Here is a 22132-nt window from a genome sequence, read left to right as displayed (position 1 = left end):
GGATGTACTGGCCGAACCAGATATTGTTGCGTACAGTGACGCGCTCCCCCTGATGCTTCCACTCCCATTCAGAGCCGGATTTTTCAACGTTCCGCCGTGGGAGCAGAGCCAGTGCCTCAGATCGGTGCGGCCTGTTTTGCAGCGGTCTTTTGCGGTCATGATATCAACTCCAAACTTAAAACCATTCCTGTCTCTTGACAAGGGAGGATCTGTCTGATAAAATAGTTCAAAAAAGAACTTAAAGGAGCGCGGTATGATCCCACTTAACCCCTGGGAGCACCAGAACGCATTTAAGATGCTCTACAGTAAATTCGTGTCCGCAATTTGCCAGCGGCACGGCATGACCCGCGCCGAGCTGGATATCCTGCTTTTTTTAGCCAATAATCCCTGCTACGATACCGCTGCTGAAATCGTGGAGATACGCTATCTGGCCAAATCTCAGGTCTCGGCCTCTGTGAAAGCTTTAGAGCAGCGCGGGATGCTGTTTCGGGAATACGCGCATGGCAACCGCAAGACCGTGCACCTGAAGCTTTGCGAAAAGGCTATGCCAATCGTGCGCGAGGGGCAGCTGGCGCAGGAACGGTTTCTTGCTGCCATCCTCAAGGATTTTTCAACCTGTGAGATAGAGGCTCTGGAAGATTTTAGCCGGAGGATGCAAAACAATATTGACAGATTAATGGAGGACACAAAATGCTGACACTACTGGTTTGCTTTATTGCGGGAATGGGGGCTGGGCTGGGCACCGGCTTTGCAGGCATGAGCGCCGCCGCGGTCATCAGCCCAATGCTCATTACATTCCTGGGACTCCCGGCTTATGAAGCGGTCGGGATCGCCCTGGCTAGTGATGTACTCGCCAGCGCCGTCAGCGCGTACACCTACGGCAAGAATAAGAATCTGGATGTGCGAAACGGGCTGGTGATGATGGCGGCGGTGCTGGTGTTCACCATGGTGGGCAGCTTTGTGGCAAGCCTGGTGCCAAACACCACCATGGGAAGCTTTTCGGTGTTTATGACTCTGCTGCTGGGGATAAAATTTATCGTGAAGCCAGTTATGACCACCAAGGAGGCCATGGGCGCGGTCAGTCCAAAAAAAAGGGTGGTTCAGTCTGTTATATCCGGCACAATGGTGGGCTTTATCTGCGGTTTTGTAGGCGCTGGCGGCGGCATGATGATGCTGCTGATTCTCACCAGCGTGCTTGGGTATGAGTTAAAAACCGCTGTCGGTACCAGCGTATTTATCATGACCTTCACGGCCCTCACAGGCGCGGCCAGCCACTTTGCCATTGGCGGTATGCCAGACATCTGGTGCCTGGTCCTTTGCGTGGTTTCCACCTTACTGTGGGCAAGAGTCGCTGCAAAGTTTGCAAATAAGGCCAGCCCCGCCACACTGAACCGCGTTACCGGGGTGATCCTGGCGGTGCTTGGAGTTGCAATTTTAGCGGTAAACTATTTGAAGTAGCCAATGGCGTATTCTGTTCCCCCAACATTCAGCCCTGTGCCAGCTTCTTTTCTGCGATTTCGCTTTGCAGATTGCGGTCTACATGGTGTGCATACCGAGTGTTCCGCTTTTGGGATAGGGCGTTTTTCCATGTTTCCTCATTTCTTGTTACCTACCAGTTCTCCTGCTGGACGGCGGTTTTTTCTTTGCCGCCATTCAGCAGATTGCATTATAATTCGGCGTCATACTTATTGTGCGCTAATTGTCTCAACAATGGACATATTTCGTATTCTTTTGATCGGCCCATATACCGCTACAACCACTGAGAAAAGCACAATCAAAAAAATTACCATCAGCTTTCCCCACGGGAGTAACCACGGGTCGCCCCATTGACGGCTTATCAACAAATCAAATAGGAACTTGTTGCAGATTACTCCCAAGACAGCTCCTACAATACTTCCTAGGATTGCATAGGTAGCCGCCTCTGCAATAATCATTTTGGAAAGCTGATGATCGCTTAGGCCGATAGCCCGGAACGCCCCATATTGCTTTGTGCGCGCCGTAACACTCATAGCGATACTGTTGATTATATTGAAACCTGTAATCAGGGCAATCAGCGCCAAAAAACCGTAGAGGAACAACCAAACGCAATAGTAGACGCTCAAAGTGCTGCTGTTATCCATCCGCTTGTCAACAAAGGAATATCCTGCTCCATAGGTGCGGTGTATAGTATTTACCTCTACATCCGTAGCACGATTTGTCAGCTGCATATCAATGACCGTGTAATCTGACTGACCGGTCAATTGCCGGAATGTATCTTCGGAGCAAATGATCGTTCTGACATCAGCGGAATTGTAGAACGGACTGTCAGAGAGCATCCCTACAATTTCTATTTCTGCTGTTTGTCCATGAAGGCTTAACGATACTGTATCACCAATTTGGATCGTGTTCTGCGGCTCATACACGATCAGTCCAGTATTCAGTTTATTTTGCACCGTATCCAAAGAACCGCCCAGCATATAGCTTTTTGCCCATTCGAATTGCTTTTGCTCATAAGAAATCAAGTCTGTCTGTTGTTCCTGCCCATCGGCTGTAATTGGCACATTATACGCAAACATCCGGCCATACGCTGACCTGACAGCCGCTTTACTTTTCAGTTCCTCAAGATAAGCCCGATTGACAGAACAAGTATTATCCAAACTCACAATAGATATATCCGGCGTCCACGGATGTAACGGCCGCAGAGTATGGTTCATAAACTCAATGGTAACAGAAAAGGCAAGGAAAAGAACAATGCTAAGTCCAAAGGAGCCGACCATCAAGATAAAGTTCTTGCGGCTTGATGTTGCATGGTGTATACCAAGCGCGGCATCAACTTTGAACAAGGTTGTATTGGCTGCTTTCCTGACCGGCTGGGTATCATTTGCGCTGCCAGAAACCGCCGATAATGGAGAAACCTTTGCGGCTCTTTTTGCGGGGGTACGAGCCGCCAAGAGTACCGTCAACAGCCCAACGACCACACCGGCAATAATGCTTGGAAAACTTGTACTGAAAAGAGGCATTGCGCCAAAGTATTCCGGGCTTAAAAGCCGCAGGATAAAGCAAAGTATCCATATTACAACAACGCCGATCCCAACACCGGCAGGAATGGCAGATTTGCACCAGGTAAGGGCCTCTTTGCGTACCATCCGCATAACCTGTTTAGGCGTTGCTCCAACACAGCGCATCAATCCGAAAAATTCTGTACGCTGCGCCACATTACTGTTCAGGCTGCTTGCGATCATCATAATACCCGCAAACAGAACAAGGACAAACAGGACTGCGGCGGCGGCATAGACCTGCATCATAAAGGAACTAGTACTTTGGCCCAGCAGACCGAGCAGCTTTGTATTTTCCGAAACCTGATCGCCGGACAAGCCGCATTGAGATTTCAAATTCTCAATTTCACTCTGCACATTCCATGTACTGGCAAACTGAACATAGTAAGCTGTGGGATAATCGGTTCGTCCCTCGCTCTTGTTCATCGAAAAAATGTCATACAGCTTTTCCGTTGTTAAAAATACGCCATAGGTATCGCCGCTCATTAGATTGGCAGTATTTTTTACAAAGCCTGACAACGTAAATATCAGGTGGAGGCCGGCGGGAGTATGGATCGTAATTTCATCTCCAATATGCAGACCAAGCATATCCTTGGCGCTCTCCGTCACCATCGCTTCATGGTCCGTCTTTGGGAAAGTTCCCTCGAAAAGCATATTGGGAAATATTTTTGCAAATAGACGATCATTGCTGCCGCAAAGGACAACTTCCGTTTCCGCTAACGTGTACCCTTGGTTTCCCTCATAGTTAAGCACATTATACGGGGCAAGTGCGGCAATGTCTGGCCGTGCCGCTAGGATCGCCGCATCTTCGCGGGAAATATTTTGAATGCCAATATGCCAGTTTCCGGTTTCCGCCTGCGTCTTAATGATTTGACTGCGGATAAACATATCTGCCATGCCGAAAATAGTTGTTACCAAAAATACAGCCAGGGCAATACAGAAAATCGACATTCTGTTTTGCTTCTTATGCACCTTTGCGGATATGGGAACCAGGTCAAGATAGCGCTTCATCCGTTTTTCCTCCCAAATCGGTAAGGACACCATCTGTTACTCGGAATACCCGGTCTACGGACGCTGTCAGGTTTTTGTTGTGGGTAATCATCAGGATCGTTTGCTGGTAATGCCGGGAGGCCCGCGTGAGCAGATCAATAACATCCTGGCTGTTCTTGCTGTCAAGGTTTCCGGTCGGCTCATCGGCTAAAATCAACTTTGGCCTTGTAATGAGGGCACGGCCAATGGCGACACGCTGCTGCTGTCCGCCGGATAACTGGTTGGGCAGGTGGCGGCTGCGTTCGCCTAGGCCCAGCAAATCCAAAATCTCTCGGACTTCCGCGGGGGCAGGCTTTCGGTAATCCAGGAGCAAAGGGAACATGATATTCTGCTCTACGTTCAGTTCAGAAACGAGCTGAAAGGACTGGAAGATAAAGCCGACGTTGCGCCGCCGGAAAATTGTGCGTTCTTCCTCTTTCATGGAGAACAGGTTTTGCCCATCCATGAGAACATTTCCGGAAGTTGGTGTGTCCAGAGCGCCGATGCAGTTCAGCAGGGTACTCTTGCCAGAGCCGGACGCTCCGACCACAGCGGCAAACTCTCCCTTGTTCAATGAAAAAGAAACATTTTTTAGCGCGTCCACTCTGGCCTCGCCCTTGCCATAGGTTTTACACAAATTTTGTACTTTTAGAATTTCCATCGGATATCAACCTCCTTCACCAAAAAGATAGCAGATACAGCTTACAATCAGGTGAATTTCAGCTTACAATTCCGTAAGGAAAGAAATTGTAAATGTTGTTCCCTTGTTTCCTTCACTCTGTACCGCGATACATCCGCCCTGCCCCTCAATAATAGATTTTGCCAGAGGCAGGCCCAGCCCAACACCTTGCGTATCCAGAGAATGTCTGCTTCGGTAAAAGCGTTTGAAGATATGATGTATGTCCTCCGGCGCGACGCCATTTCCATTATCAGATATGAATATGCGAAATATTGCTGGTGTACGCTCCCAGGTGATTTGAATTATTCCACCCGGCCTTACATGGTCTAACGCATTTTTGACAATATTGCCAATCGCTTCACTTGTCCATTCCAGATCACAAACAAGCTGCTGTTCTGCATTTCCCTCAATCTGTATTTTTTTGTTTTCCTTTTCTGCCCTTGTCGTTAACTCGTTGATGGATCGAGAAATCAATTCCGACATACGAAAGTTGCTTTTTTCAAAAAGAATATTTCCGCTGTCTAACCGTGCGATTTTCAGCATGGATTGAATTAGCTGTTCCATACGCTTTAAGGCAATTCCTAGTTTGCCTGAAAACTCTTTGACCGTTTCGGGATGATCTGGCTCACCCGCAATGATTTCCTGATACATGGTAAGTGCGGCAAGGGGTGTTTTCAGTTGGTGGGAAATATCTGAAATGGTGCTTTTCAAAAATTCTTTTGCCTTACGCTCTGCTTCATTTTTTGCTTGCAGCATTGTGGCAAGCTGTTCGATCTGTCCGAATAACTGAAAAACGGCCCCCTCGCTGTTTTGCGGCAGATGGCAGGAATAGTCGCCGTTGATGTAATTTTGAATGATCGTCTCTGCCTGCTCATATAACCGTTTTCGCTGCCAAAAAAACCACCATGTTCCGATGAAAAGAACCACGGCCAGCAATATGGAAATGGCGATCATGGAACAAATGGAGGTATGTTGAATTTGAGTGATATCGGGCAAGCCAGAACGATTCTTTAGGCTTTTTATACCAACTGCGGCTGATAATTCTTCTCCGGCTATACTAATGTGGGTATTTGTGATCGCTGCCGCTATGATGTCTCTTGAAACGCCCTGCTCCAAAAGAGAAGAAACAACCGCTTCATCATGCAAGAGGCACGTCGTTTTCACGGAGTTTGTCTGATATAGATAGAACAACAGCCATGCTCCTACCATTAAAAAGCCAAAAGCAGCTAAGAAATATCCATAAATTTTAATTTGCTTATCCTGGTAAAAACTCATATGGCTGCCTCTTTCCATTGATAGCCAAACCCACGAACCGTTATCAGGTGTTTAGGATGCGAGGGGTCTGCCTCTACCTTTTCCCGGAGCCGCCGCACATAGACAGACAGAGTATTGCTATCGACAAAACTTCCCGCTTCGTCCCACAACTCACTCAAAATAATTTCCCGCGTAACGATGCGGTTTGCGTTTCGTATCAGAAGGCATAGCAGCCGGTATTCCGCACTTGTCAGTTCCAACTTTTTGCCGTTTAACAAGGCCCGACTGCCTAAAAGATCCATCGTTATATCTCCACATTCTATAAGTGTTGTACTGCCCGTGTTTGATGCGCCCGCTCTCCGAAGCAGCGCCCGAATGCGGGAACATAATTCCCCTAATCGGAACGGTTTTGTAATGTAATCATCGCCTCCGCTGTCCAGACCTCGGATAATGTTCACTTCTTCATCAGAGGCAGTCAAAAAAATAATCGGGACTTGTTGGCCCTGCCTGCGTACTGCCTCACAAACATCAAAACCTGTTCCATCAGGTAAAGTGACATCCAGAATGAGCAGGTCGTACTTTCCAATATTCTCGATGTTGTTGATCGCTTCGGAAACAGTGCGAACCATTTCGGCCTCAAATCCGTTTTTCTTCAAAGAATACTTCAAACCATCTACCAGGCTTATATCATCTTCCAGCAACAAAATTTTACTCATCGTGCAGTCCCCTTCCACGTTGTGTTCTGCCATCAATAGATTTCTTGACATCTTTGGGTATCAGCCAGATTGTTGCCATTTTTGCAGCGCCAGGAATACGCCCATCCGCGCAGTAGTAGTTTATCCATCGTGGGGTAACATCCCATTTTTCGCCCGCTTTTTTCAAAGACATATAGTCCATGCTGCACCGCAGATATTTGTATTTTACTTCTTTTGCTCGAATAAAACAAACAACAAAATGTAAACAATAAAGATTAGATCTTCTGTATTCCTTATTTTTCCTATAAAAAGTGTATGAAGCGTTGGGGCGCTGGTTAGAGAACCGCAAGGGAGCGAAAGCGACCACCATTGACGGGTACCGCAATTCCCTTTTCCTCAACCGGGACGGCAGCCCGAAAACGGGTGTGAATTATTTCAATATGTTCCGGGGGGGCTTGTAAAGAAGTACAACAAGTGCCATAAGGAAGCCTTACCCAAAGTAATGACACCTCACACTCTGGAAAAACTCTCCGTGTACTGTCCAAATTCGATGTATTTGCGCCCGAACCTTGAAAGGTCTTTGACCAAGAGCAGGTTGATACGCTTCGCCTTTGCATCTTCAATAAGGCGCTAGACGCCGAGCCGGTTGAAATTTGTACCGGAGTATCCATCAATATATACGTCCACTTCGTTCCAGCCGCGCTGACGCACCTGGTTTTGGAGAAGCAGTTTCTGGTTTTCAATGCTAGAGGGAAATCTCCCCGAAGTTCTTGTTGACAAACAGGCGGTCGGGTGATATAATAACAATGTTCATTTGCGCGAGTGCTGGAACTGGCAGACAGGCACGTTTGAGGTGCGTGTGCTTATGGCGTACGGGTTCAAGTCCCGTCTCGCGCACCATGTAGGGGTGGAGATTTTGATACAAGGAGCATCAAGATTTCCACCCCTTCTTTTTGCCTATAATGGCTGAAAACCGCCGATTTTCGTATATTTTTGAAAAAAGCACTGTCGCTGGCTGGGGAAATCCCGGCTGGCGGCGGTGCTTTTTTGCTTTTCGGGTGTTAATCCGGCTCTGTAACCGTTGAAACTTTAAGACAATCGTTAGAATAATGAGGTAATCGTTAAGAGTATGGGGTAATCGTTGGGATTTCCCCCTATAAATTGAGTTTCAGAATGTCCAGCTTAGTGTTTTCTAAATAGTGTCGGTACATTAAATCTGCGGGCAATAGGCGCACTTGGATGGGTTGTAAACCCAGATTTTCCAGCATAGACATTGAAACTGACCCTTTGCTGATAATCGCTGAAGCAGCGGTCGGCATTAAAAAGCAGTTTCTCACTGTACCAATCTGGTGGGCATCCACAAAAGGCTGATAGGCAAGCTGATATAGATACTGCTTTGTGATAGATTCTATCCCAGGATGACCTCGAAGCACTTTATTATATTGAAGCTGGAGGTTATAATACTTTGCGTCAAAGATGATAAACTGGTAATCCCCATGGACATCTACGATAGAGATGAGGTCAGGAATGAGTGTATCCTCCGCTCTCTTCGAAAACGGCTCGCCGCTTGGTGCAAACCCGCACCACTCCGGTTTTTCAATCAAATCAATGAGTTTCCTGTGCCGCATCTCGCGGTATTGTCCCGCCAACTGGACAGGCAGACGCAGACCGCCAATTGGCCTCTGCAACTGGTTGTCCAACACTTCGGCGCAGACTTTTTCCCATACCAGGTTGAAACTGTTCGTGCCGAACATACTGAAGCAATCCAAATCATCCAAGGCGCTGCTGTTGGCTATGTAGGCATACAGGGTTTTTAGCAGAAGCTGTTTGCGGGTGTTAAACTGGATGTTGAGTTCCTTGGTGATTCGCTCAAGAATGTACTCCTTGTCACCAAAGTCCTCAATCTGTTCATCGGAAATATCAACGCCCATAATGTCAAACAGGTCTAACAGATCGGCGTCTCTTAGTTCCATACTGCATTTTGTGAGGATACACTCATGCAGTCGCTTAAAATAATCAAAATCATCGTTTACGCGCTTCATCGTCAACAATTCCGGGTAATATGGCCGGTTATTGCTAAGAAGGGTAAATGTCTCGTTGATGGTTTTATCCCAAAGAATATCCCCAGCACCATTCGATTCGATGATATCCTGTGTGTTTGTATAGGCACCGTATTCGAAATAGTCCTGAAGGAGGAACAGCATGACCGCAAGCATATTAAACGCGCTGCTGTCGCTCGTATCATTATACATCCGAATGATCTGCTCTTTGGTATTGTACTTTTCCAGCACCTTAAGCACCTGTTTTAGCTCTGGCGTGGGCGCAGTAGCATCGAGCAGGTATTTTGGAAAGCATTTTAGTACCCGGCCCTCTATCGTGATAACCCCTACGAAGGTAAATACATACAGGTACTCGTTTTCGCCTACCTCAACATCTGCTATTTCAATGTCCTCGTCTATCAGCTCGGTAAGGTCTTTTTGTGTGTCATTTGCTTTTACAGCCTTGAGAACGCCATACTCTTTGAGCCGCTTCAGAATATGGACAGTCCTTTCCTCGGAGCATTGGAACTGATCCACCAGTTCATTTTGCGTATATCGCTTTTGTTCTCGCAGAAAAACTGAAATCATACCCCTTCATCCTCTGGCACACCGTCAATAAACTGGCTACTGATCCCATCGCAGAAAATGTACACACCTTTGGTGTCAAATTCTCTGCAGATTTTCGAATACTGATTTCTCGATTTCTCGTCGCAGCCGCCAAATAGACTGAGACGCTTCTGTTTTGCGGCGTCATCAAACAGGTACATAATGACCTTGTTTTTAAATATGCGGGCAAAGGTTTCGGCGTCAATTGTATCGCCATCTGGCAGGCTTTTCTTGGAAATGAAATACGGACCCATCAGTTTATCTTCGTTAACCTTATAGGTCAGAAGCTCACTGTTGATGGCTTTACGGAGCGCATTCCATTCAACGATGCGGCGATATTCGCCTTGACCAAGAATTACCTTCCTACCGGCAATCCCGGCTTCGCTGTCATCGATCCCCAAATAGGTGAAATCCCATCTGCGTTTAAATGCCGTGTCCATCGGAAAAACGCCTTGGTCTGCGCTGTTCATCGTTGCCCATATAAACATATTGTCCGGGATGCGAATTTCCGAATAATCGTCCGGCGCACCGCCGAGCTTCTCTGCCAAATGCTTTTTGATGTCCTCGGATGCCTGAATCGGATATTCGCTAACCTCATCCTCACCACGGTCAAGAAGCTGGAACACATCGCCAAACACAGCGGCCACATTGGCACGGTTAATCTCTTCAATGATGAGGAGGAAAGGCTTAGGCTCGGCCGTTCTGCTGTTCTGAAGCGCTTTCACATAGGTACGCATGAACGGTCCTGGGACATACGCATAAGTGATGGCGTCCTTGCCGTCGCTGTCTTTGCACGGCACAGGCTTATATGTACCAACGAAATTTGCATACGAATAGTCTGGATGGAAGGTTACACGCTCATATTCGCCGCCTGCAGCAAGGAGGGCATCTTTATCACAATTAAGGGTAAAGCTCTTACCAGTACCAGGTGCGCCAAAGAGAATGCGGTTATGCGGCTGGTCACTAACAAGCCCTGTCTTAAAATTGACTGGACAGGACTCCACTGTAATAGGATGTTCTCGTAAAAAACGATTGTATAACTCGAGTCCGGCTGAAAGCGCTCCATTGCCTCGCGCCTGGTTGAAGGCTTCATATCCTTCAGAAGCCTTTATACTGTCATAGACCCTGCTGAACGAATCGGTATCTCTAATTTCAAATATGGATGTGCATGGTGCAATAGCGCCAGCAAATGAAGCCCCTACAGCCTTTAGCGCACTGATATACTGATTTCTTGTGTTTTCTGAGTATAGCTCGCCGTTTGCTTTTGTAACGCAAGATAGCCACTCCTTAAACGCACTCTCAAGGTCTCTTTCTCCATCCGCCATCCTGTTCTCATGCATTATCATCACTTCTTGCAGAATCGGGAGTGGGTCCATAATACCAGAATAGCTTTCTGGGTATTCTTGAGGCAATAGCATCATTAGGGATTTGGTTGCCTCGCTGCACTCCTCGTATTGGAATGCTCTCCTACCGAGATATGTATCTGCAAATTGTCCGATTATAGCGGCTATCCGCTCATCAAATGCATCTAAATGGTTGGATAACTCAATAATGTCAGCTATTCTCTTATCAAAATTTAGCTTAAAGTAGCGGCCCGTTCTATCGGTTGAGTCTTTGCTTTCACCACCACAAAACACGCAGTCTTTAACAGTAAACAAAACTTCATTTGGGTTGTCGGCGTTGGGACAACATTCAAGCCACATAGACTGGAGCCAAAAGTTATTTGCGCTCAAAATGGACCACTGTAAATTATTGGGCATTTTTACCCCACAAGTAGGTGGTAGCATCATAAACGAGGACATCACTTTACTTGGTGATACACGGCCTGTACCAACGCCCAGTTTCATCGATGTAGAGCCGTTCCCGCGCGGCTTAACTTCATATTTCGCTTTATCATCGTTCAATATGATGCAAAGATCTTCTCCAGATTGGGAGCGAAAAACATACCTAAAAAGAGCAGTTTTCCCATCCAAAGATTCTGGAGAAACCAGTTGTCCACTTTCGTCGTAAAACCTGCCTGCTAAAAAGGCCTGCCCACCACCACTGTTCGAATTATATATGAAATGAAAATCAGCATCGTGACCAGAATATGTTGAATACTCTGCTATTTCCTCAAAATATGGCATAGTCACACCTCACTTTGATTAAAATTAGAAGAATACTGGATAATGCATTTTGCCACATATTTTGCAAGTGCAGGTGGAACAGCATTTCCTATCGCAAGCTCCACATCTGTTTTTGCGCCAGGCAATGAAAAGCTATCCGGGAAAGTTTGAATATATCCTCGTTCTCGTGTTGTCAGTGGCCGCACACCCTCATGTATATCGGCCTTATCCGCATGATGTCGCTTGTAGTTTTCAGGAATCGGCCTGTTAATGCCTCGAATCGTTGCCGCTGGTTCGTCTACTGAGAAAACTGCACGCCTGTTATAACTTCTTGGATGCATATAGTAAAACTCTGTATCTAAAGCATCGCCAAGGTAATCCCGCACAGACATTTGCCTTGTTGACAAATTAGAAACTAACGCATCATCGAGAAACCCATCTGTCTCACCAAGCTTACCAATCAAAAAGAACCTATGTCGTTTTTGCGGCACACCACAACGACTTGCGTCTAAAACTCGTGATGTTAATCCATATCCCGCTGTTGATAGTATGTGCTTTAATTGCGCCACGGTAGAAAAACGCTCAATATTATAAACATTTTCGAACACTACCCACATGGGCTTAGCTTCCGCAACGATCTCACCAAATCGTATGGTAAGATTTGCTCGCTTTCCTAATTCCCGTTTGCCAGCTATAGAGTAGTCTTGGCATGGGGGGCCTCCCATTATGAGGTCTGGACACATTTTTACAATCTGCTGGGCTACACTGTCATCCGCCAAATCCCTTTTATAAATGGGATGAGAAAAATTGCTCTCATATATTTTTATCGCAGCATCCCAGTTATCATAAGCTGCAATAACATCAAAACCAGCCTGTTCAAATCCCAATGACATACCACCGCAGCCAGCAAACAAGTCAATCGCTTTCATATCATTTGCTACCTTCTATTCCCATAATATATCTCATCAAAGCTGCCCCCACAAATTTAGCCAAATTCACAGGAACGGCATTTCCAATCATTGAATTGATGTCGGACTTGCCACCTATGAACTGAAAGCTCTCTGGGAAAGTTTGAATGTAGCTTCTTTCTTTCGGCGTAAGGCAACGCACCTGTGTTACCGGGACTGGATCATTCGGATGCCCTTTATAGCCGTTTGGTATGGGTCGGTCTACTGCACGTATTGTCATAGATGGTTCATGAACGCTAAAAACGCCTCTACGGTTATAGTTCGTTGGAACCCTGAAGTAATAATCAATTCCAAGTGAATCCCCAAGATAATCGTGAATACTCATGGGCTTTTGTGCCAGATTAAGGCGAAGCTCTCCGTCCAAAAAGCCATCGGCAGCGCCGAGCATACCTACCACAAACATTCTTTTACGGGTTTGCGGCACACCACAATAAGCTGCGTCCAGAACCATTTGTGTCAGCCCATATCCAGCTTTACGGAAATGCGAAAGGGCCTTGTTAAAAGAGTTCGTATTGCGGATTGCCGCAACATTTTCCATAACAAAGTATTTTGGTCTAATTTCACTTACAATTTGAGAGTAGCAAATCGATAGAATGGCTCTCCCACGGCTTTCATCTTGAAAGCCTGCCGTTGAAAAGTCTTGGCAAGGAGGCCCCCCGATAATTAAATCGGGGACGAACTTTGACACAACCTTTACGGCTCCATCTACATCTGATAGGTCCTGTTCAATAGCAGAATGTTCGAAGTTCATTTCATATACACGAAGTGCCGCTTTCCAGTTGTCAATTCCCGAAACGACATTAAATCCGGCTTTTTCAAAGCCCAGTGACATTCCGCCGCATCCGCAAAACAAATCAACACATCTTATGTTAACTGTCATTAAGCATATATCCTTTCATGGGGGCTGGGCAAGGAGGCTATTCTAACTGATTGCGCTTTCTCCACTTTTTACCCACTCTTCCAGCTCAGACCTTTTAAATTTCCACTGCTTTCCAATTTTGTGGGCTGGAACACTCTTATCCTTTACCCACTTTCGCAAAGTAACTGGCTTGATATTAAGGAATAGCGCAGCATCTTCAATGCCAATATAATTTTCGTTTGGTGAATTAGACATACTTATGCACCTCGTCCTCGTTTGGCCACATTATGTATTTTATCATATCATATATTTGCACACATTTCAATCTATTTCTTTACTTTTGCGCTATTTGATTGTATTTGAGATATTTCTCTTTAAACTCATCCTCTTGGAACGCTATTAATTAACAAATTGAGAACCTCTGGGCCAAAAGACAGTCATATGAGAGCTATGCAAATCTGTTTCTTTCGAGCATACTCGACCGTGTTCCTCGTACCCCCAGGTCCTCCATTGTAGACCGCAATGATCCGCGCTGAATGATCCACCATCCACTCATTTCTCATCTGAAAACATTCCCGGCTGTATTCGGGGCAGATGAAGCGCACCAGGTCGGCACGCTCCAAGACCCGCCGATACCGCTCCTGCCAGTTCTGGCTCCAGCGGGCTTCAAATCCTTGATAGGGGCTGGCACAGATTAGCCGGATTGCCGCACCTTCATCACGGAGAGCCAACACGATCTCCGCTGCCCAAAGGTCCACACCTCTCGCCATTCCAGAAATAAATGTTTGAAATCCGTCAGCAATTGCTGTGCGGATTTCTTTTTTTAGTGCCTCTACGACCACCGCCTCCGGCTGTTCCAGCTTTTCCGGCCTGTGTCCAGTGAAGCAGCACCGATGTTGCCGCAGTTCTCGCTCCGTCATTTTACCGCTCTCCCGTGATGGTTGATACAGTTTAATATAACGGTATTAGCCATACAAGTCAACTGTATAAAACCATTTAAGTGAACGGTAAAATATTGACCAGAGGGAGGTGGCATTATGGACACACATTCCAAGCTGCGGCAGTTAATGGCGGAGCGGGGTTGGACTGCTTATCGGCTGGCGAAAGAGAGCGGCCTCTCCGAGTCCACGCTGGCGAACATTTTTAAGCGGAACACCGTTCCCTCCATCTCAACTCTGGAGTCCGTATGTTCCGCCTTTGGCATCTCCTTGGCCCAGTTCTTCGCCGAGAGCGAGATGGTGGAATTGACCCCCGAACTGAAGGAACTGTTTGACAATTGGGTGTCGCTTACCCCGGAGCAGAAACAGGCGGCGTTGCAGATGATCCGAGCTATGAATGCAAAGTAAAAAACTGAAAATTCGCCAGAGCTTTTGCCTTTTTCTGTAAAACTGAGCTGCACCGTTGTTGATATCCTTGTTATTTTACTGTTTATGGAGTAAAATGGTTTCATAAGCAGGATGGGTGGAGGTGTTCTCTGTGGCGGAAGTCAGGTCAATTTTTTCATATGTGGATAAGAAGTGCTATAACGGCTTGTACGACGCTGCAGCTGAGTATATCGCCAAACATTGGGAGACTATGGGCTTGGAGTCCCGACGTGTGCCGGATATCCAGACTGCGGAGCTGGCGGATGCCTGGATGCGTAGAGTGTATGTTTCCGACCTTCCCGGCGACCGCATTGCTTTCGATGTAGGACTGGAGGTTCAAATCGCGGTATCTTCCGCAGACCATCACAATGACTTCAGCGATGAGCTTACCGAGTGGCTCCGCATTTCCTGTGAGGGTGATCTGGCGCAAGGACTGAATGACTGGACAATCACCAATACCTGCATTTACCGCAAACAGAATTTCCCCGAGAACTCCATGTCCGATGCCTTGGTTCCAGACATTCGAAATGATAAGATGGATGATGCTGCCACAGCCTTTCTAAGAGAGTATTACCCAGAAGCTCTCCGAATCACAAAGCCAAAAGAACCACCGGTCTTTGTTGATCCGATGGTCTTGGCAAAAAGGTTGGGTCTACAGGTCGTGACCCGCCCCATCCGAGAGGATGGCGCAGTTTTCGGTCAGCTTTTCTTTGATGATGCCGATACCGAGATGTACGACAGCAATCAGAATGAAATAGTTCCGGTTCACATCCCCGGCAAAACGATCATTGTTGACCCAACGATGTTTCTGCTCACCAATTATGGCTCTCCTGGCAATACCATAATCCATGAATGCGTCCATTGGGCAAAGCACCGCAAGGTATATATGTTGGAAAAGCTATACAATGACAAGGCTCGCGGAATCACCTGCGAGGTAACCGGCGGTGTCCAGGCGGACCTTTCCCGGCGTGCAACAGAGCGGATGGAGAGCCAAGCCAACCGGCTGGCCCCCGTATTCAGATGCCGGTGGCTCCATTCAAAGCAAAGGCAAATGATTACATCTCTCGTTTTATGCGCGAGATGGGTGCCCGCCACGAGATTGAAGTTATGGAGGCCGTGATCCAGCAGTTGGCCACCGACTTTGTTGTGTCCAGGCAGTCAGTTAAAATCCGCTTGGTGGAGTTGGGCTTTGAAGCGGCGATTGGCACCTTTACATATATCGATGACCACTATGTGAAACCCTATTCTTTCCGCAAGGGAGCAATCCGGGTAGACCAGACCTTTTCCATCAGTGCCCAAGATGCCGCTATCCAACGGTTCATAAATCCCGAGTTGCGAAAACTAACCGAGACCGGAGACTATCTGTTCATAGACAACCACTTTGTCTACAACACTCCGCTTTATGTTGAAACCGATGTGGACGGGCAACTTGATCTGACTGCCTACGCCCGATCCCACATGGACGAATGCTGCTTGGTCTTCGATATGAAGATTACCAGCAAAGTTGCCGATGCCTATCACACTGTCTGTTTTTTAAATCGGGAGCCAAGCGACATTACCTTCGACATCACGTTCCACAACGGTTTTCAGAATGCTCCTCCAGAGCGTCAGATTGCTATACGGAAAAAGCAACAGGAGGAATGGCTCGGTATTCGAAGGCAAATGACGGATGATCCGGAGCAGTGTATGAAACTCCTGCTTGAATGGCGCGGAATGAACTACACCGGCCTCGGAGCAGTCATCGGTCGAAACCCCAAAACCATAAGCAGAACGGTCAAAGGCGAAACTGAGCCGGATTTGAAAACAGCGGCTGGTATCTGTTTCGGACTCAATCTTCCTCCAGTCATAAGCGAAAAACTGCTGGAAGTGCTGGGCTGCCGACTGATGCCGATGAATCCAAGCCACCAATGGATCAACGAGGCTCTGCACGTTAAATACCCGGAGCCGTTTAAATCTACACAGAGCTATCTCGAAGCATTCGGAGTGGAAATCTAAATATTTTTGGCAAAAAAACGGACATGGTGTGTCCGGTATTAAATCCTCTAATGGAGGTGCCGCTATGGGCATGAGCATGATTGAGTTTATTGACCGGCGAATTTCCGGCTACTGCTCAGACCCTACACTGTACGATGTATCTCCGTTCAGTCTGGCGGATTTCCGCGATTGCTTCATCATGGAACTGATTAAGGATGCCTACCATGAGACAGCGCCCCGACAGTCCCTACGGGCGCTTCGCGGGAGGGATGACGATGATGCCAGAATGCGGGATAGCCGGATTGCTAAGTACGCTCAGCACTATCGGACTCTTCAGTTTGAACATATTAAAAGCAACATTGGGTGGGAAGTCCCAGAACTGCTGCCCGATGATGTGCGATCCATAAATGGACGACTGGAAGGTTACCATTTTACCGAGATGCAGTATTTTGAATTGAACACCATGGTAGATCACCCTCTTTTCAAAGCAATCGTGAACAAGCGGATTTGCGATGTCAAAAAGATATCCAATAATACGTTCCGTGATTTCATGGCGGACTATGAGAGCCTAACGCAAGATTTGTTAAAAAGGCTGGATGGTTCAGACGAAGACGTAATCTTTGCTACTATTGCCCTTTTTACGTTGGAATGGAAATACTGTGTCGAGCTTTCGTACTCCTGTGCTGTTAACTCCGAACGTACCGGAACTAAGGATGTCCCTCTCGACAGATTTGCGGCCCTATGCGCCCAGTTGGCGTTTCCGATTCCCCCGGAGTTTACAACGATACTGCACACAGAGAGCCGGTTTGTCCTCCACCGGATGTCATTGGTCCCTGTTATGTTCTCGGATTCGGATTGGGAAGAAGTCGAGGCCAAGCTGTGTGTCTACCTTACAATTCGGTACTATCTCAAACAAGAGATTATACATAAATGGTCATTGCCCGAATACTTCTGCGGCATGACTACCAGGGCGCAATGGGCCAGCTTTATCCGGGAGCACTACGATTTAAGGAAAATCTACACCCGCAAGGATTGGACTAACAGCAGGATTCGGTATGTACGGAATCTCTATCAGGCCACAAGAATGGATCAGGAAACGCCGAAACTGTAAGGACTGCCATTTTTCCGAATTTCCGTTCTTAGTAGACTGAACCCAATAGCGATACTATAGAGCCAGAGTTCACTGGGTTACACCCAGTTGACTCTGGCTCTTTTTTTGCGTTCTGGACCGGACACGGCGTGTCCGATACAGCAAATTTTTCTGTGTTACCATAGTCGCAAGAGGCACAAGGAAACGAGCAACAGTCGATTCAAAGGCAACCGCTGAAGGCGCGGGTAAAGCCCAATAATACGGCAGCATATCAGGTGCCCATCGACACCCGCTTTTGTTTCCCTTGGAAAATCGTTATACATAACAAGGTCAAAACGGCACCGCCGTGGAGATAAAAATATCGAAGCCTGGATGCATACAGGCAAAGGATGCTATAGTCGCTAACTCTTCAATGAAGAGAAGGCGCATATGGCACCCTTGGTTCTGTGCATCCATTTTCGACTGCATGGGCCTGGGGCGCTGTATCGCTCCAGGCTTTTCTGCATCCTTTGCCCGCCCAGGCGGAAAGGGCATAGCTATGAAGAATCATCAGAAACAAACAGCCAAGGACATCGCCATGGTCAAGGCCACCTATCAAGATACCGCATTCAATAAGGCGGTCAGTGACGTCCCCGCCCACACGCCGGAGTTCAAGACCTATGTGGAGCAGGCCTCTGCCATCATGGACGAGCTACCTGGTAAGTTCGGAGCGACCCTGGCCTACCACATGGACAAGCTCCGCCTGACTAACGAGGCTCTGGCTGGCCTGTGCCTTATCAACGAGGACACTATCCGCAAGTATCGAAATGGCTCCAACAAATCGAAGCCCAATATCCAGACCGTTGTCGCACTGTGCGTGGGCCTCCGGCTCCCTCTGCCGTTCAGCCTCGATTTGGTACATAAGGCCGGACACACCTTTGCTGGTGAACCAAGCGACATCGCCTATCTGACGATCCTCTCCACCATGACAGGGAGCAGCATTTACGACTGCAACGCACTACTCCGCAACACTGGAGTTCCCCTGCTGGCGAAGGAGAAATAAAAAAGTTTTCGAGTGACCGGGTTTTCAAAGTCCGGCTGCTTGTCCCTTGGAATAGGCTGGTTTTCAAAATTATACTCCGCTCCAAGCCTTGAAAATCAGCTTGATTCCGGGTTTTCAACATCCGGGGCAAACGGGGTCTGGACGGCTATTATTAGGGCCATGAGGTGGCCACTCATACAGCCACCGCCCGCCCGACCGGGTGGCGGCGGCATCAACCATCAACCTAACGGGATGCACCCGAATGTATGAAAGGATATGTAAAATGCAGCAAGTTTTCATCTGTTCCCCGTACCGCGGGGACATCGAGCACAACGTCAAGGTCGCCAGGGATGCCGGGCGCATCGCTGCTAAGATCGGCTACGTCCCCGTCATTCCCCACCTGGTCTATCCGCAGTTCCTCAACGATGACCTGCCGGACGAGCGCATCCTCGGCATCAAGCTGGGGGCCGAGCTGCTGAAGGCCAGCGACATGATGTGGCTCATCGGCACCAAGATCACCAAGGGCATGAAGTACGAGTTGGAGATCGCCAAGAAGATGCGCATCCCCATCCGCTGCTACGATGAGAGGCTGGACCGCATCACCCCGGACACGCTGTCCATCGATGACCGGGTGAATGCCGAGTTCCTCGCCGAGCTGAAGGGCGCGACTCTCGTCTGAAGAAAGGATATCACACATGGATAAGAAAGTCTACAGCCAATTGGCTGAAGGCTTCGAGCTGCTGGCGGCTGGCTACCGCTCCCTGGCTGAACAGGGAGCGGAGGCCACCCCCGAAGCGGCCCCGGAGCCGACCAAGAAGATCACCATCGAACAGGTCCGTGCCGTCATGTCCGCCAAGAGCGATGAGGGCAAGACCGCCCAGGTCAAGGCCCTGTTGATGAAGTATGACACTGGCAAGCTGTCTGGCGTCAAGCCGGAGGACTACGCCGACCTCCTCCAAGAAGTGGAGGCGCTCTGATGCCTTCCACTCATGCGAGATTTTCCCCTTCGGCAGCGAACCGCCGCTTGCACTGCCCTCCCTCCCTGATGCTGGAGGAACAGTTCCAGGATGAGGAGAGCGCCTATGCCGCCGAGGGCACCGCTGGCCACGCGATGGCCGAACATCTCATCAAGAAGTACCTCAAGCAGCGCACCCGCCGCCCCGTGTCCGACTACTACTCGGACGAGCTGCTGGAGGCCGTGGACGAGTACGTTTCCTTCGTCCAGGGCGAGATCGAGGAGGCGCGGCGGGTCTGCAAGGACCCCGTCTTCACCGTAGAGCAGAGGGTCGATGCATCCGAGTATGTGGAGGGCTGTTTCGGCACCGCCGACATGGTCATCGTGACCGACTCCTACATCCACATCATCGACCTTAAGCTGGGCCGGGGTGTGCAGGTGGATGCCGAGCGCAACCCCCAGCTTATGATCTACGGCCTGGGTGTTCTCAGCAAGGCCGAGCTGCTCTACGACCCCAAGGTGGTGCGGCTGACCATCTTCCAGCCCCGACTCTGCCACTGCTCCACTTGGGAGATCACCCCGGAGGAGCTGAAGAAGTGGGGTGAGGAGGTCCTCCGCCCCACCGGGGCCATGGCCCTCATGGGGGCCGGGGAGTTCGCCGCTGGCTCCTGGTGCCGGTTCTGCAAGGCCCGAAACCAGTGCCGCGCCAGGGCCGAGGAGTTCCTCAAGCTGGCCCAGATGGAGTTCCGCCAGCCTGCCCTGCTGGACGATGAGGAGATCGCCGAAGTCCTCCGCCGCTCGGACGAGCTTGCGAAGTGGGCGGCAGACGTGTATGCCTTCGCCCAGGACGAGGCAATCATCCACGGAAAGAAGTGGCCCGGATACAAAGTGGTGGAAGGCCGCTCCGTTCGGAAGTACAGTTCCGAGGAGGAGGTCATCGCTGCGGCCCAGGCAAGCGGCTATACCGACATCTTCAAGAAAACGCTCATCGGCATCGGCGATATGGAGCGGCTCATGGGCAAGGAGGAGTTCCAGCGTGTCCTTGGCTCCCTGGTCTACAAGCCCCAGGGCAAGCTGACCCTCGTCCCCGATTCCGACAAGCGCAACGCCATCAACACTACGACCGCATCTGCGGAATTTCAGGAGGTTTAATCATGGCTGCCATCAATCCGACTAAGGTCATCATTCCCTGCCGCATCAGCTACGCCCACCTGTTCGAGCCGACCAGCGTAAACGGCTCCGACCCCAAGTACGGCGCTTCGCTGATCGTGTCCAAGAAGGATGCCAAGACCATCACCGCCATCAAGAACGCCATCGAGCAGGCCAAGAAGGACTCCGTGGGCAAGTGGGGCGGCAAGATTCCCCCCAACCTCAAGACCCCGCTCCGGGACGGCGACACCGACCGGCCCGATGACGAGGCGTATGCCGGGTGCTACTTCCTCAACGCCAACAGCCGTCAGGCCCCACAGGTGGTGGATCGCAAGGTCCAGCCCATCATCGACCAGAGCGAGGTGTACTCCGGCTGCTACTGCAACGTGAGCGTCACCTTCTACGGCTACAACTCCAACGGGAACCGCGGCATCGCCGCTGGCCTGGGCAATGTCCAGTTCGTGAAGGACGGCGAGGCCCTCGGCGGTCGCTCCAAGGCCAGCGATGACTTCGAGGCCATGGCGGACGAGGACGAGGATTTCCTCTCCTGACAAACACACGACTTTTGGCGAGAGGGGTGGAGAGCCTCCACCCCTCTTTGCCATATCAGGAGGCAAGTATGAGCCTGTTAGCAATCGACATCGAGACCTTTTCTGACGTTGACCTTCCGAAGTGCGGAGTGTACGCCTATTCAGATTCCCCCAGATTTGAAATCCTCCTCTTTGCCTATGCCTTTGACGATGAACCGACCCAGGTGGTCGATCTGGCCCGTGGGGAGCAGCTCCCGAACCGGGTGCTGTCGGCTCTGGAGGATGAGACTGTCATCAAGACAGCCTTCAACGCCGCCTTCGAGCGGACGTGTATTTCCCGCTACTTAGGGCGGCAGCTCTCTCCGGCCTCTTGGCAGTGTACCGCCGTCCAATCGGCGATGCTGGCCCTCCCCCTCACCCTGGACGGAGTAGGCGAGGTGCTGAGCATCAAACGGAAAAAGCTGAAGGAGGGTGTGTCCCTTCTGCGCTACTTCTCCATGCTCTGCAAGCCCACCAAGGCCAATGGGGGCCGCACCCGGAACCGCCCGGAGGATGCCCCGGAGCTGTGGGAGCGGTTCAAAGCCTACTGCATCCGGGATGTGGATGCCGAGCGGGAAATCCGCCAGAAGATGCACAACTATCCCATCCCTGACAGCGAGATGGAAGTGCGACACGTTGTCGCATAATTGATTGTTCAACGCCGGAAGGTGATTGAACTTGCTATTCCGTTAGCAAGACCTACTATCCCCGAAGTGGCGCGCAAGTGCTATGAGGGAGCGG

General features: G+C 49.3%; 23 protein-coding genes, 1 tRNA gene and 1 pseudogene. 13 read left to right on the top strand and 12 right to left on the bottom strand.

Annotation, left to right across the window (positions count from 1 at the left end):
- The first annotated feature begins 253 nt into the window (after nucleotides 1-253).
- Nucleotides 254-697 carry a MarR family winged helix-turn-helix transcriptional regulator gene (locus U8U68_RS16030; RefSeq protein ID WP_322202576.1) on the top strand — a complete coding sequence of 148 codons (444 nt, stop codon included), beginning with the start codon at nucleotides 254-256 and terminating at the stop codon, nucleotides 695-697.
- Entirely contained in the window at nucleotides 691-1458 is a 768-nt protein-coding gene (locus U8U68_RS16025) for a sulfite exporter TauE/SafE family protein (RefSeq protein WP_322202574.1), read from the top strand. The genes U8U68_RS16030 and U8U68_RS16025 overlap by 7 nt, the downstream gene beginning before the upstream one ends.
- A 227-nt stretch (nucleotides 1459-1685) precedes the next feature.
- Here the strand turns inward: U8U68_RS16025 and U8U68_RS16020 are convergent, their stop codons facing one another.
- The 6 genes and pseudogenes from U8U68_RS16020 to U8U68_RS15990 all read right to left on the bottom strand — a co-directional run.
- Entirely contained in the window at nucleotides 1686-4046 is a 2361-nt protein-coding gene (locus tag U8U68_RS16020; protein WP_322202572.1) for an ABC transporter permease, read from the bottom strand.
- Nucleotides 4030-4725, bottom strand: a complete 696-nt coding sequence (locus U8U68_RS16015) for an ABC transporter ATP-binding protein (protein ID WP_322202570.1) — start codon at nucleotides 4723-4725, stop codon at nucleotides 4030-4032. The genes U8U68_RS16020 and U8U68_RS16015 overlap by 17 nt, the downstream gene beginning before the upstream one ends.
- Nucleotides 4726-4788: 63 nt before the next feature.
- A complete protein-coding gene (locus U8U68_RS16010; RefSeq protein WP_322202568.1) occupies nucleotides 4789-6018 on the bottom strand; it encodes a sensor histidine kinase in 1230 nt (409 codons plus the stop codon).
- A complete protein-coding gene (locus tag U8U68_RS16005) occupies nucleotides 6015-6713 on the bottom strand; it encodes a response regulator transcription factor (RefSeq protein ID WP_322202566.1) in 699 nt (232 codons plus the stop codon). Before U8U68_RS16005 ends, U8U68_RS16010 begins: the two co-directional genes overlap by 4 nt.
- A complete protein-coding gene (locus U8U68_RS22685) occupies nucleotides 6706-7062 on the bottom strand; it encodes a hypothetical protein (protein ID WP_437124442.1) in 357 nt (118 codons plus the stop codon). Before U8U68_RS22685 ends, U8U68_RS16005 begins: the two co-directional genes overlap by 8 nt.
- A 158-nt stretch (nucleotides 7063-7220) precedes the next feature.
- Nucleotides 7221-7439, bottom strand: a pseudogene (locus tag U8U68_RS15990) (recombinase family protein); the annotation flags it as partial.
- 69 nt (nucleotides 7440-7508) lie between these two features.
- Here U8U68_RS15990 and U8U68_RS15985 point away from each other — a divergent pair.
- A tRNA-Leu gene (locus U8U68_RS15985) sits at nucleotides 7509-7592 on the top strand.
- A 254-nt stretch (nucleotides 7593-7846) separates the two neighbouring features.
- On the opposite strand, the gene U8U68_RS15980 is transcribed toward U8U68_RS15985, so the two are convergent.
- The 6 genes from U8U68_RS15980 to U8U68_RS15955 all read right to left on the bottom strand — a co-directional run bounded on the left by U8U68_RS15980 (nucleotide 7847) and on the right by U8U68_RS15955 (nucleotide 14189).
- Nucleotides 7847-9319, bottom strand: coding sequence for an LlaJI family restriction endonuclease (locus tag U8U68_RS15980; protein WP_322202564.1), 1473 nt, complete (start codon nucleotides 9317-9319; stop codon nucleotides 7847-7849).
- Entirely contained in the window at nucleotides 9316-11463 is a 2148-nt protein-coding gene (locus tag U8U68_RS15975; protein ID WP_160642485.1) for an McrB family protein, read from the bottom strand. Before U8U68_RS15975 ends, U8U68_RS15980 begins: the two co-directional genes overlap by 4 nt.
- Nucleotides 11464-11465: 2 nt before the next feature.
- Nucleotides 11466-12371: a DNA cytosine methyltransferase gene (locus U8U68_RS15970; protein WP_160642486.1), complete on the bottom strand. Its 906-nt coding sequence runs from the start codon at nucleotides 12369-12371 to the stop codon at nucleotides 11466-11468.
- Nucleotide 12372: 1 nt separating this feature from the next.
- On the bottom strand, nucleotides 12373-13290 hold the full coding sequence (locus tag U8U68_RS15965) for a DNA cytosine methyltransferase (RefSeq protein ID WP_160642487.1): 918 nt from the start codon (nucleotides 13288-13290) through the stop codon (nucleotides 12373-12375).
- 42 nt (nucleotides 13291-13332) lie between these two features.
- A complete protein-coding gene (locus U8U68_RS15960) occupies nucleotides 13333-13524 on the bottom strand; it encodes a helix-turn-helix domain-containing protein (RefSeq protein WP_160642488.1) in 192 nt (63 codons plus the stop codon).
- A gap of 182 nt (nucleotides 13525-13706) precedes the next feature.
- Nucleotides 13707-14189 (bottom strand): SLOG family protein, encoded by a 483-nt coding sequence (locus U8U68_RS15955; RefSeq protein WP_160642489.1) that lies wholly within the window; start codon nucleotides 14187-14189, stop codon nucleotides 13707-13709.
- Nucleotides 14190-14306: 117 nt separating this feature from the next.
- Between U8U68_RS15955 and U8U68_RS15950 the strand changes: the two genes are divergently transcribed.
- From U8U68_RS15950 to U8U68_RS15905, 10 genes are all read left to right on the top strand, one after another.
- Nucleotides 14307-14615: a helix-turn-helix domain-containing protein gene (locus tag U8U68_RS15950; protein ID WP_201751241.1), complete on the top strand. Its 309-nt coding sequence runs from the start codon at nucleotides 14307-14309 to the stop codon at nucleotides 14613-14615.
- A 130-nt stretch (nucleotides 14616-14745) separates the two neighbouring features.
- Nucleotides 14746-15753 carry a hypothetical protein gene (locus U8U68_RS15945; protein ID WP_322202556.1) on the top strand — a complete coding sequence of 336 codons (1008 nt, stop codon included), beginning with the start codon at nucleotides 14746-14748 and terminating at the stop codon, nucleotides 15751-15753.
- Entirely contained in the window at nucleotides 15741-16628 is an 888-nt protein-coding gene (locus U8U68_RS15940; RefSeq protein ID WP_322202555.1) for an XRE family transcriptional regulator, read from the top strand. Before U8U68_RS15945 ends, U8U68_RS15940 begins: the two co-directional genes overlap by 13 nt.
- A gap of 64 nt (nucleotides 16629-16692) precedes the next feature.
- Complete coding sequence (locus U8U68_RS15935) at nucleotides 16693-17718, top strand: hypothetical protein (RefSeq protein WP_322202553.1); 1026 nt, start codon at nucleotides 16693-16695, stop codon at nucleotides 17716-17718.
- 517 nt (nucleotides 17719-18235) lie between these two features.
- Nucleotides 18236-18739 carry a helix-turn-helix domain-containing protein gene (locus tag U8U68_RS15930; protein ID WP_322202551.1) on the top strand — a complete coding sequence of 168 codons (504 nt, stop codon included), beginning with the start codon at nucleotides 18236-18238 and terminating at the stop codon, nucleotides 18737-18739.
- 262 nt (nucleotides 18740-19001) lie between these two features.
- Nucleotides 19002-19397, top strand: a complete 396-nt coding sequence (locus tag U8U68_RS15925) for a DUF7768 domain-containing protein (RefSeq protein WP_322202549.1) — start codon at nucleotides 19002-19004, stop codon at nucleotides 19395-19397.
- Nucleotides 19398-19413: 16 nt separating this feature from the next.
- Complete coding sequence (locus U8U68_RS15920; RefSeq protein WP_322202547.1) at nucleotides 19414-19695, top strand: hypothetical protein; 282 nt, start codon at nucleotides 19414-19416, stop codon at nucleotides 19693-19695.
- Nucleotides 19695-20825, top strand: coding sequence for a DUF2800 domain-containing protein (locus U8U68_RS15915; RefSeq protein ID WP_322202545.1), 1131 nt, complete (start codon nucleotides 19695-19697; stop codon nucleotides 20823-20825). The genes U8U68_RS15920 and U8U68_RS15915 overlap by 1 nt, the downstream gene beginning before the upstream one ends.
- A 2-nt stretch (nucleotides 20826-20827) precedes the next feature.
- Nucleotides 20828-21373, top strand: a complete 546-nt coding sequence (locus tag U8U68_RS15910; protein WP_322202542.1) for a DUF2815 family protein — start codon at nucleotides 20828-20830, stop codon at nucleotides 21371-21373.
- A gap of 68 nt (nucleotides 21374-21441) precedes the next feature.
- The gene (locus U8U68_RS15905) at nucleotides 21442-22038 is read left to right on the top strand and encodes a hypothetical protein (RefSeq protein WP_322202540.1); all 597 of its coding nucleotides are present in this window, start codon (nucleotides 21442-21444) and stop codon (nucleotides 22036-22038) included.
- Nucleotides 22039-22132 lie beyond the last annotated feature (94 nt).

This window comes from Acutalibacter intestini, from assembly GCF_034334985.1.
In the GTDB taxonomy this organism is placed as follows: Bacteria; Bacillota; Clostridia; order Oscillospirales; family Acutalibacteraceae; genus Acutalibacter; species Acutalibacter intestini.
Note: the sequence above shows the minus strand (reverse complement) of the source record. Positions and strands in the feature narration are given on the sequence as shown.

Bases quoted from the DNA above. Each gene is read 5' to 3' on its own strand.
- U8U68_RS15935 (WP_322202553.1), top strand. From the start codon at position 16,693: ATGGGCATGAGCATGATTGAGTTTATTGACCGGCGAATTTCCGGCTAC.
- U8U68_RS15905 (WP_322202540.1), top strand. From the start codon at position 21,442: ATGAGCCTGTTAGCAATCGACATCGAGACCTTTTCTGACGTTGACCTT.
- U8U68_RS15925 (WP_322202549.1), top strand. From the start codon at position 19,002: ATGCAGCAAGTTTTCATCTGTTCCCCGTACCGCGGGGACATCGAGCAC.
- U8U68_RS15975 (WP_160642485.1), bottom strand. From the start codon at position 11,463: ATGCCATATTTTGAGGAAATAGCAGAGTATTCAACATATTCTGGTCAC.
- U8U68_RS16005 (WP_322202566.1), bottom strand. From the start codon at position 6,713: ATGAGTAAAATTTTGTTGCTGGAAGATGATATAAGCCTGGTAGATGGT.
- U8U68_RS22685 (WP_437124442.1), bottom strand. From the start codon at position 7,062: ATGGTGGTCGCTTTCGCTCCCTTGCGGTTCTCTAACCAGCGCCCCAAC.
- U8U68_RS15965 (WP_160642487.1), bottom strand. From the start codon at position 13,290: ATGACAGTTAACATAAGATGTGTTGATTTGTTTTGCGGATGCGGCGGA.
- U8U68_RS15955 (WP_160642489.1), bottom strand. From the start codon at position 14,189: ATGACGGAGCGAGAACTGCGGCAACATCGGTGCTGCTTCACTGGACAC.
- U8U68_RS15970 (WP_160642486.1), bottom strand. From the start codon at position 12,371: ATGAAAGCGATTGACTTGTTTGCTGGCTGCGGTGGTATGTCATTGGGA.
- U8U68_RS15930 (WP_322202551.1), top strand. From the start codon at position 18,236: ATGAAGAATCATCAGAAACAAACAGCCAAGGACATCGCCATGGTCAAG.
- U8U68_RS16020 (WP_322202572.1), bottom strand. From the start codon at position 4,046: ATGAAGCGCTATCTTGACCTGGTTCCCATATCCGCAAAGGTGCATAAG.
- U8U68_RS15910 (WP_322202542.1), top strand. From the start codon at position 20,828: ATGGCTGCCATCAATCCGACTAAGGTCATCATTCCCTGCCGCATCAGC.
- U8U68_RS15920 (WP_322202547.1), top strand. From the start codon at position 19,414: ATGGATAAGAAAGTCTACAGCCAATTGGCTGAAGGCTTCGAGCTGCTG.
- U8U68_RS16015 (WP_322202570.1), bottom strand. From the start codon at position 4,725: ATGGAAATTCTAAAAGTACAAAATTTGTGTAAAACCTATGGCAAGGGC.
- U8U68_RS16025 (WP_322202574.1), top strand. From the start codon at position 691: ATGCTGACACTACTGGTTTGCTTTATTGCGGGAATGGGGGCTGGGCTG.
- U8U68_RS15980 (WP_322202564.1), bottom strand. From the start codon at position 9,319: ATGATTTCAGTTTTTCTGCGAGAACAAAAGCGATATACGCAAAATGAA.
- U8U68_RS16010 (WP_322202568.1), bottom strand. From the start codon at position 6,018: ATGAGTTTTTACCAGGATAAGCAAATTAAAATTTATGGATATTTCTTA.
- U8U68_RS15950 (WP_201751241.1), top strand. From the start codon at position 14,307: ATGGACACACATTCCAAGCTGCGGCAGTTAATGGCGGAGCGGGGTTGG.
- U8U68_RS16030 (WP_322202576.1), top strand. From the start codon at position 254: ATGATCCCACTTAACCCCTGGGAGCACCAGAACGCATTTAAGATGCTC.
- U8U68_RS15915 (WP_322202545.1), top strand. From the start codon at position 19,695: ATGCCTTCCACTCATGCGAGATTTTCCCCTTCGGCAGCGAACCGCCGC.
- U8U68_RS15960 (WP_160642488.1), bottom strand. From the start codon at position 13,524: ATGTCTAATTCACCAAACGAAAATTATATTGGCATTGAAGATGCTGCG.
- U8U68_RS15940 (WP_322202555.1), top strand. From the start codon at position 15,741: ATGGAGGCCGTGATCCAGCAGTTGGCCACCGACTTTGTTGTGTCCAGG.